The organism is Candidatus Protofrankia californiensis (assembly GCF_900634765.1).
GTDB lineage: Bacteria > Actinomycetota > Actinomycetes > Frankiales > Frankiaceae > Protofrankia > Protofrankia californiensis.
This window is the reverse complement of record NZ_CAAAFT010000060.1, coordinates 1,209-6,904: the sequence shown is the minus strand read 5'-3', so window position 1 is coordinate 6,904 and position 5,696 is coordinate 1,209. Positions and strand designations below refer to the sequence as shown.

The 5,696-nt window shown below is 69.4% G+C and carries 5 protein-coding genes; 3 read left to right on the top strand and 2 right to left on the bottom strand.

What is annotated here, in order from left to right; translation table 11 throughout:
* A partial coding sequence (locus DD1DGNOD_RS03380; RefSeq protein ID WP_131769430.1) for a TNT domain-containing protein occupies positions 1-287 on the top strand: 287 nt, incomplete at its 5' end.
* 64 nt (positions 288-351) lie between these two features.
* Positions 352-954 carry a dCTP deaminase gene (gene dcd, locus DD1DGNOD_RS03375; protein WP_131765168.1) on the top strand — a complete coding sequence of 201 codons (603 nt, stop codon included), beginning with the start codon at positions 352-354 and terminating at the stop codon, positions 952-954.
* Positions 955-1,081: 127 nt separating this feature from the next.
* Here dcd and DD1DGNOD_RS03370 read toward each other — a convergent pair whose 3' ends face one another.
* Together DD1DGNOD_RS03370 and DD1DGNOD_RS03365 are read right to left on the bottom strand one after the other, a co-directional pair.
* Positions 1,082-3,436, bottom strand: a complete 2,355-nt coding sequence (locus tag DD1DGNOD_RS03370) for a glycoside hydrolase family 65 protein (RefSeq protein WP_131769421.1) — start codon at positions 3,434-3,436, stop codon at positions 1,082-1,084.
* Positions 3,433-4,245, bottom strand: a complete 813-nt coding sequence (locus DD1DGNOD_RS03365; protein ID WP_131765166.1) for an HAD-IA family hydrolase — start codon at positions 4,243-4,245, stop codon at positions 3,433-3,435. The genes DD1DGNOD_RS03370 and DD1DGNOD_RS03365 overlap by 4 nt, the downstream gene beginning before the upstream one ends.
* 320 nt (positions 4,246-4,565) lie before the next feature.
* Between DD1DGNOD_RS03365 and DD1DGNOD_RS03360 the strand changes: the two genes are divergently transcribed.
* Positions 4,566-5,696 (top strand): phosphatidylglycerol lysyltransferase domain-containing protein (locus tag DD1DGNOD_RS03360; RefSeq protein WP_131769429.1); only part of this gene is annotated, 1,131 nt, incomplete at its 3' end.

Here is a 5,696-nt window from a genome sequence, read left to right as displayed (position 1 = left end):
CGAAATACGCTGCCCGGGCCATCCCACCGTCCAACCTGGACTCCACGACGGACCCGGGTAGCTGCAACTACCACGCCTACCGGGTGCTGCAGACGTTCTCCGTCTACAGCGGAACCATCCGCCCGTGGTTCGACCAACCCGGCTACGGACAGCAGTACCAGGTGGTCAGCGCCCTCATCCCAGGAGCTCCGGTCTTCGATCCGGATACCGACGCGCTGCCCATCCAGTGGCTGCTCGACAACAAATTCGTCTGTTCGACAACGGATCTCGCCAACCACTGCCCGTGACAAGATGACGGGACGGTCCGGCTGACAGCCGCACCAAGCTCGGCGAACGGTAGCGTGCTGGGACGTGTTGTTGTCTGACCGGGACATCCGAGCCGAGATCGCCGCGGGACGCGTCCGCCTGGAACCGTACGATCCGGTTCTCGTCCAACCCAGCAGCATCGACCTGCGGCTCGACCGGTGGTTCCGGGTGTTCCAGAACCACCGGTACAGCCACATCGACCCCGCTATCGAGCAGGAGGACCTCACCGAACTCATCGCGCCGGACACCGACGAGCCGTTCGTCCTGCATCCCGGAGAGTTCGTCCTCGGCTCGACCCTCGAGATCGTCACCCTGCCGGACGATCTCGCCGGCCGGTTGGAGGGCAAGTCCAGCCTCGGACGCCTCGGCCTGCTCACGCACTCGACCGCGGGCTTCATCGACCCGGGTTTCTCCGGCCACGTCACCCTTGAGCTGTCGAACGTGGCCACCCTGCCCATCAAGATCTGGCCGGGCATGAAGATCGGCCAGCTGTGCCTGTTCCGGCTCTCCTCACCCGCGACGCACCCCTACGGCTCTGCCGTCTACGGCTCGCGCTACCAGGGCCAGCGCGGTCCCACGCCCTCTCGCGCCTACCGAGACTTCACCCGCGCCGCCGTTTCTCCGGACGACCGCGACTCCGCGCAGTGACGCCCGTACAGCGGCACCCGCATGAGCATGGGCGGGCCAGGTCGGGTCGGGTCGGGGCAGATCGGACCAGGTCGGGTCGCGCGGATATGCGCCGGCCCCACGGGCGCGTGCGGGCGAGCCGGTCACCTCACGGGTTTATGCGGAAGCGCACCGGTTGTCGTCCGTGCGGCTGGCTGGGCGGCGGCCAGGACGGCGGCGGCGGCACGGCGCAGCACACCGGCTGCTCCACGGACACCCGCACCTGTTCACCATGGTGGACGATGACGGTCGGATCGCCGCGCAGCAGCACATAGGACGCGGTGGAGTCGGTGACCTCGACCCGCAGCCGCCGTCCCTGCCGGGACAGCACGAACGCGAGCCGGCTGATCCCCTCCGGCACGCGCGGCGTGAACGACAACGTCCCCCCGATGTCACGCAGCCCACCGAACCCCTCGACCAGCGCGATCCAGCTTCCCGCGAGCGAGGCGATGTGCAGACCGTCCACGGCCCGGTTCTGCAGGTCGCGCAGGTCCGTCAGCGCAGCCTCACGCAGGTAGTCGTGGGCGAGCCCGAGATGGCCGACCTCGGCCGCCATCACCGCCTGGCAGCACGCCGACAACGACGAGTCGCGGACGGTCAGGGCCTCGTAGTAGGCGAAGTTACGGGCCTTCTGCTCCTCGGTGAACGCCTCCCCCCTGCGCTGCATCGCCAGCACCAGATCGGCCTGTTTGACGACCTGCTTGCGGTACAGGTCGAAGTACGGGAAGTGCAGCAACATGGGGTACTGGTCGGGACGCGTGTGCTCGAAGTCCCACACCTGGTGGCGGGTGAACCCCTCGGACTGCGGATGCACGCCCAGCTTCTCGTCGAACGGGATGTACATGTCCTCGGCCGCGTCGCGCCAGGAGGCGGTCTCCTCCGCGTCCACGCCGAGTTCACGCGCCTTGTCCGGATGCCGCCGGACCGCGTTCGCCGCCTCGACCAGGTTCTGCTGCGCCATCAGGTTCGTGTAGACGTTGTTGTCCGCGACCGCGCTGTACTCATCCGGTCCGGTCACGCCGTCGATGTTGAAGTCACCGTCGAGGTCGTGATGGCCGAGGGAACGCCACAACCGGGCGGTGTCGACGAGCAGTTCCAGGCCGACGTCGCGTTCGAAGTCGTCGTCCCCGGTCACGCGGACGTACCGGACGACCGCGTCAGCGATGTCGGCGTTGATGTGGAACGCCGCCGTGCCAGCCGGCCAGTACCCCGAGCACTCCTCGCCGTGAATGGTCCGCCAGGGGAACGCCGCACCGGAGAAGCCGAGTGTGCGGGCCCGTTCACGGGCCATGGGCAGGGTGGTCTGACGCCACCGCAGGGCGTCCGCCGCCGCGTGCGGAGCAGTGTAGGTGAGCACCGGCAGGACATAGCCCTCGGTGTCCCAGAAGGCATGACCGTCGTAGCCGGGACCGGTCAGCCCCTTGGCCGGGATCGACCGGCGCTCGGCCCGCGCACCCGCCTGCAGGACGTGGAACAGGGCGAACCGGACAGCCTGCTGCACCTCGGCGTCACCGTCGACCTCGACGTCGGCACGAGCCCAGAAGTCGTCGAGGTACGCCTGCTGCTCGGCGAGCAGGCCCTCCCAGCCGGTCTGCCGGGCGGCGGTCAGCGCGGCGGCGGCCTGGTCCCGCAGCGCCGGCAGGGACCGCTGCTCCGACCAGCCGTAGGCGATGAACTTGACCATCCGCAACGTGCTGCCGGCGTCCAGCACAGCCGTTACGGTGATCCGGCAGGAGTCCTCGTCGCTTTCGGCGGTGACCCCCAGCCCGGGCAGCGGGTCAATCACATGGTCCATCGCCGTGGCGACCCTGATGCCGCTGTGGCGCGTCCTGTGCACCAACTCCGCATAGGCACCGTGGCTGCCGTTCCACTCCGCCTGCAGTGGTGCCTCCAGGACGGCAGCCGCCCGCGGGTCCGCGCTCTGCGGCGGCAGCTGCTCGTTGGCAACCAGTTCGGACTGGACCACCAGCCGCGCCGGGGCGTCGAGCGGCTCGACCTCGTAGCAGATCGCCGCCATGGCCCGCTGGACGAAGGACACCAGGCGTACCGCCGACACCCGGATCGCCTGACCGGCCGGCGACACCCACTCGGTCGTGCGCCTGAGCACACCCGCGCGCAAGTCCAGTACCCGTTCGTGTGACCGCAGGTCCCCGTAGCGGACGTCGAAGGGTTCATCGTCCACCAGCAGGCGGATGAGCTTGCCGTTGGTGACGTTGATGACCGTCTGGCCGGACTCCGGGTAACCGTATCCGGCTTCGGCGTACGGCAGCGGCCGCAGCTCGTGAACGGAGTTGAGATAGGTGCCGGGCAGGGCGTGCGGCTCGCCCTCGTCCAGGTTCGCCCGAAGACCGACATGCCCGTTGGACAGCGCGAACAGCGACTCCGAGCGGGCCAGCAGCTGCGGGTCGAGACCGCACTCACGCAAATACCACGGCTCGACCGGGAAGGACACGTTGCCGATCACGAAAGGCTTCCGTTGCCCGCCGCCGCACAACCGGCCCGGTCACCGCCGGCACCGGCACCATCGTGCCCGCCCGGGTCGAGCAGGACGGCCAGATCAGGGACGGTGATGTCCGCTCCGTGCGCGACCAGGGCATCAGCATGCCCGACCCGGTCGACACCGACCACGAAGCCGAAACCGCCGGCACGGCCCGCCTCGACCCCGGCGAGCGCGTCCTCGAACACCGCCGACCGCGAGGGCGGGGTACGCAGCGCCCTCGCCGCGGCAAGGTAGGTGTCCGGCGCCGGCTTGCCCGCCAGGTGCTCGCGCGCCGCGACCACACCGTCGATCCGGACGGGCAGCAGACAGCCGATGCCGGCGGCGGCGAGGACCTGCGCGCAGTTCGCGCTCGACGACACGACCGCCCGCCCGATCCCCGCGGCCGCCAGCGCACGCAGGTACCGTACGGACCCCGGGTATGCGGCGATTCCACCCTCGCGGAGCCTGGCCACCACGATCTCGTTCTTACGGTTTCCCAGACCGTGTACGGTCTGGGCCGACGGCGGATCCCCCGGACTGCCCTCGGGCAGTTCGACATGCCGGGATGCGAGGAACGACCGGATGCCGTCCGCCCGCGGCTTGCCGTCCACGTAGGTGGGATAGTCATCGTGGACACTGAACGGGACGAACGGGTCACCCCTGCGCCGTGCCCGCTGTTCGAGGAAGGCGTCGAACATCTCCTTCCAAGCCACGGCGTGGACGGCGGCCGTCGGGGTCAGCACACCGTCCAGGTCGAACAGGCATGCCTTGATCTGTTCGGGTAGTCCGAGCATCCATCCTCTCCTCCCGAGGGTGCCTGCGACGTCCTACTACCCGCAACGCCCCTGCCTGACCACGGAACGGTCGGGATAACGTCCCACGCACGGCCAGAACCCGGCCGAGCCGGGGAAAGGAGCCAGCGTCCGTGCCAACGGTCAGCCGCGGAAGCCGTCCCATGAAGACCAACGAAGCCAAGGTCGACGGGCACGGCGACGGCATCGACGCGATCTCCGCGGTGTCGGCGCCTGCGGCGCGGGTATCCCCGCGTCCCTCGCGGCTGACGCGTCCCTCGCGGACGGGTCTGTCGGCGTTGCCGGCGTGGGACCGCCCGTGGGTGCCGCCCGCGGCTGCCACCCTGGTGTTCGTCGCGGGACTCATCGACATCCTCTCCGCGGTGACGCCTGGATGGCGCAGCCGTCTCGACATGATCCGGCAGATCCTGCCCGGAGCGGTCTCGCAGCAGGCTGCGGCGTTCACGATCGTGGTCGGGCTCTTCCTGCTGCTCCTGGCAGGAGGTCTGCGCCGGCGCAAGCGCCGCGCCTGGCACGGTGTGGTGGCGCTGCTCGCGGCGAGCATCGTCCTGCACGTGGTCAAGGGCCTTGACTACGAGGAGGCGGTCGCCTCCGCCGTACTCGTCGTCGGCCTGCTGCTGGCTCGAGGGGAGTTCCAGGCCAAAGGGGATCCGACCACCCGGTGGCGGGCGCTGTGGGTCGGGATGATCCTCGCCGCCGCTTCGGTCACGGTCGGTTTGCTCCTGCTGCAGGTAGGCGGCGGGCGCCTGCTCGGGGCCCATCCGTTGTCCGCCCAGTTCACGCACGTCGTGGAGGGGCTGATCGGCGTCCACGGACCGCTGCGGTTCTCCTCCGAGCGGGTCTCGGACCTCGTCACCCGGACCCTGCTCACAATGGGCCTGCTCACGACCATCGCTGTCGTGTACCTCGCGCTGCGGCCTCCACAACCGCAACCGAAGCTGTCCGACGATGACATCGCCGGCATGCGTGCGCTGTTGGCATGCCACGGTGACGCCGACTCGCTGGGCTACTTCGCTCTTCGCTCCGACAAGACCGTCGTCTGGTCGGCGACGGGAAAGGCCTGCGTCCCATACCGCGTGGTGTCCGGGGTGATGCTGGCCAGCGGCGATCCGCTCGGTGACAACGAGGCATGGCCGGGCGCGATCCGTGAGTTCCTCCAGATCGCCGCCGAACATGCCTGGATACCAGCGGTGATCGGCTGCTCCGAAACAGGTGGAAAGGCGTGGGAACGCGCCGGCCTGTCCGTGCTGGAGTTCGGTGACGAAGCCATCATCGACGTGCGGACCTTCACGCTTGAAGGTCGCGACATGCGCAACGTCCGGCAGGCTGTCGGCCGGGTCGAACGCGCCGGCTACACCTACCGGGCCCTGCGGATGCGTGACCTGCCCGCCGAGGAGCGGACCCGGTTGAAGGCGCAGGCCGCGGCGTGGCGC

Coding starts and splice junctions, on each gene's coding strand:
- DD1DGNOD_RS03365 (WP_131765166.1), bottom strand. CDS start 4,245: ATGCTCGGACTACCCGAACAGATCAAGGCATGCCTGTTCGACCTGGAC.